2 protein-coding genes and 1 pseudogene are annotated in these 2,366 nt (G+C 69.2%); 2 read left to right on the top strand and 1 reads right to left on the bottom strand.

The annotated features are described in order from the left end of the window. Window positions 1-150: 150 nt before the first annotated feature. On the bottom strand, window positions 151-1,209 hold the full coding sequence (locus AB0H87_RS40775; RefSeq protein WP_360158905.1) for a LysR family transcriptional regulator: 1,059 nt from the start codon (window positions 1,207-1,209) through the stop codon (window positions 151-153). A gap of 481 nt (window positions 1,210-1,690) precedes the next feature. Between AB0H87_RS40775 and AB0H87_RS40770 the strand changes: the two genes are divergently transcribed. Together AB0H87_RS40770 and AB0H87_RS40765 are read left to right on the top strand one after the other, a co-directional pair. Then, entirely contained in the window at window positions 1,691-1,999 is a 309-nt protein-coding gene (locus AB0H87_RS40770) for a hypothetical protein (protein WP_360158902.1), read from the top strand. A gap of 273 nt (window positions 2,000-2,272) precedes the next feature. Beyond that, window positions 2,273-2,366 (top strand): annotated as a pseudogene (locus AB0H87_RS40765) (alpha-amylase family glycosyl hydrolase); the annotation flags it as partial.

The following is a 2,366-nucleotide window of genomic DNA, read 5'->3' as shown; positions in this document are numbered from 1 at the left end:
GCCGCGGTGCCGTGCCGGGAGTTCGGAGCTGGACACGCCGCCGCGGTGCCGTGCCGGGAGTTCGGAGCTGGACACGCTGTCGCGGTTGCGTGCCGGGAGTTCGGAGCTGGACACGCTGCCGCGGTGGCAGTTCGTTGCTCGAGCGCGGAGCTAAACGCGTTGCCGTGGCGGAGTGGCGCCGCGGTGCAGCGGGAGGCCGGAGATGGGGTGGCGGCCCTGGTCGAGGCGCTGGACGCCGGTCTTGAGCGCATTGACCACCGGACGCAGCTCGTCGAGGTCCTCCCGGCGGATGGTTACGTGCGTCTCGAGCTTGAGCGGGTCAGCGCCGGCGCAGACCGGAACCCACTTGAACCGGTTGGCGTTGCGGCCTCCGAACTCCATGCCCTCCTTGTAGGGCTGGGCGACGTCCGACGGAACCACCATGACCCGCCGGGGACCGCGGGGGCGCGCGCTCTCGGTGCGCAGGCGCATCACGCTGGTGCCGGTCTCGTAGGTCTCGGCGGCGACCCGCAACGCCGCCGGGTCGAGCCCGGCCGCGCGGATGGCGTTGTCGAGCACCCGCCGGGCGCGGATGTCATGCGGTTGCAGGAACGCCTCGCAGTCGTTCACCAGGTCGGCGAGGGCGAGGCGGTCGCCACGGAAGCCGCGGTCGACCATCGCCTCCAGCTGCGAGCTGTAGAGCTCGATGGAGCGCAGCCCCGCCTTGCTCACCGCAGGCCCGATGAGCAGGCCGAACTCCTTGCGGGCCAGGCGCTCGACCGGGTCGCGCTGGAACTGGTATTCGCCCCGGTTCGCCTGGTCCAGATATTCGACGCGGATGTTGTCGGCGCCGCCGTCCGGCCCCCGGAGCGCGTCCTGCGCGATGGCGACGAACTGCGTGTGGTGCGGCGCGCACGCCAGCGTCCACGTCGCCTGTGGTGCGGCCGTCGAGTTGACGCGCTCGTAGACCGCGATGACCTCGCGGCCGGCCGCCACGAACCGCTCGCCCGCCGGCGTCGGCATGAAGCCGCCGTCGTCCTTGCGTTGCAGGAGCGGCTCGTCTTCCTTCCGCTGGATCTTTCTGATCATGTTGCCGACGGATTGCCGCGTGTAGGAACCGCGGAGCTTGGCCAATTCGTGCGCCGCCGCCTCATAGGTGCCGGTCTCCGCGACCGCGATGAACACCCGGTAGTCCCATTCGCTGGGCCTTTCCCGGTACGTTCCGGTCACTCAACCAACCTAACGTAATTGCGTGATTACGTAAAGTGTCACATTGACGATATGCATTGCCCCGGCGACTTGTCGCGCTGATCCGACACGCCGTCACGCTGAGAAATCGCTCTCCGCGCAAACGCGGCCTGGATGACGGCGGATTTGCCTACCTCGCAGCGATTTCGCCGGGTTGGGACAAGCAACAGCTTCAACAGAAAGTGACGACCTGAATCTTGGGAAAGCACGTGTTGCGGGCGCGCACGAAACGGTGGGCATAACGGCCGCAAACGCGCTCGAACAGGTAGTAGAAATGACGGCGGCTGCTCCGCTTGCACCGGAGCAGCCACCCAACATGTCCCGACTGTCTTGGAGTCGAAACATGCTCACTCCACACCGTACGCGAGAGCACTGGCATATACCCACCCCCTTCTTCGATGCCGAGGGCAGACCGATCAGCCTCCGTCTGCCTCGGCCGACCCTCTGCTGGCTCGTCTTCGTCGTGGGCGGGATCAACGTTGCCGACGCCGTGCTCACCGCGTTCCACCTGCAGCATCACACAGCGCTGAGGACGGCGGCGCACTGCGTGTCCGTTGTGCTCGCCGCCCTGGCGGCGTGGTGGGTCGGGCGGATCGTGCAGGGCGAGCGGCTCGCCCGCGCGGTCACGGTGGTGTCGGCGCTGCCGGCGCTCTACCTGCCCGCCACGGACACGCCGCTGCTCTATATCGGAGCGGCCGCCGTGCTGACCGCGGTCGGCGAGATCGGGTTCCGCCTCCGGCCGCGGTGTCGGTGCGGGGAGGAGCGGCCGTGACGGGCCGGCACCTCGATGTCGCGGTCTTCGAGGTGCACGCCGCCCGCAACGCGATGCGCGACGCGCTGCTCGCCCTCTACGACGCGGTGCACTCGGGCGAGCCGGTCGACGCGCGCTTCCGGCGGCTCATGCACAACGAGATCGTCGGCACCCGCGAGGAGGCTGCCGTGCTGGCCGCCGTGCTCGCCGGCATGTCGAGGCGCGACCCGGTGCCGTCAGGCGGTGCGGGTCAGCGGCAGGCCGAGCTCCTCGGCGCGGATCCAGACCGGGTCCCTCAACTACGCCAACCCGGCCGTGCAGAACGCGATGCTCGACGTCCTGCGGTTCTGGCTCGACCTCGGCATCGACGGCTTCCGGCTCGACGCCG

Origin of the sequence: Asanoa sp. NPDC050611 (assembly GCF_040654855.1) — a bacterium.
Taxonomy (GTDB): Bacteria; Actinomycetota; Actinomycetes; order Mycobacteriales; family Micromonosporaceae; genus Asanoa.
Note: the sequence above shows the minus strand (reverse complement) of the source record. Positions and strands in the feature narration are given on the sequence as shown.